1 protein-coding gene is annotated in these 939 nt (G+C 33.0%); it reads right to left on the bottom strand.

Features of this window, described 5'->3' with window-relative positions; all coding sequences use genetic code 11:
- A partial coding sequence (locus tag NBRC110019_RS16700) for a hypothetical protein (protein ID WP_281756605.1) occupies positions 1–648 on the bottom strand: 648 nt, incomplete at its 3' end.
- Between the last annotated feature and the right edge of the window lie 291 nt (positions 649–939).

The following is a 939-nucleotide window of genomic DNA, read 5'->3' on the forward strand; positions in this document are numbered from 1 at the left end:
ATTGGCAATACTTACATTTTGTGCCTTAGTCCAATTATTGTCAATTTTTTTAACGCTACTGGATGTTGCATTTGATGACACTACTGTTGCTTCATTACTAAAGTCAAATAGCTCAGCAGGTAATAATACTTTGGCATTTACATAAGGTTCTAAGGCATCTGGTATTTCTTGTAACTGTACCCCGTCGCTTTTAAATTGTCTATATGCACTTACTACATGATTTGCTAAGAGAGCTTCAATTACGACTTCTTTGACATAGAAATTTTCCTGGGTAATTATCTGATAGAATAACTCATTCCAAAGAATGGTGGAGGTTCTTGGATATACCTCGGAAATTTTTGATAAAATATCGTCTTTATAATTGGCTTTGTTCCTTGTTAGCCATCTTCCAAACGGTATCAATTTTGGAAATGTTTCTTTTAAACTATCAACAGTATTAGTATTAGGCTGAAAAACGGTAGCTGCATTTTTTAAAACCTCCATTTTAGATTCTCCCTCCTGCCTATTGTTCATATTGTTATAAAAAGCGCCTACTTTTTCACTTTCCGGTTGCATAATAAAGCGTTCTTCTTTTCCTTCCTCACTAAATAATTCAGGGCTTCTAAAGGTTCTGAAACGATACAGAGTTTGTGATGCTTTCTCACTCATAATTTAACATTTTTAATCGTATTTTATAAGAATTATCCTTTCATGAAAGTACCCGATACGCGTCAATTAACATACCATTTATGTTTTGTTAATCAGCTATTTGTAGGGCTGTAATTACAACCTACAAGCAATAGTGATATGCACTAAACTGACCTTCATGATAGTAAAATATTAGAATTCATTTTGGTTGACATGACAAAACAATATAAACACATGTTCTTCAGCTATTTATAAACTTTTTTTGGATAGAACATGATTTAGGTTGCAAACGCAACCTGACATTTGCTATGC

This window comes from Neptunitalea chrysea (genome assembly GCF_027924145.1).
Classification (GTDB): domain Bacteria; phylum Bacteroidota; class Bacteroidia; order Flavobacteriales; family Flavobacteriaceae; genus Neptunitalea; species Neptunitalea chrysea.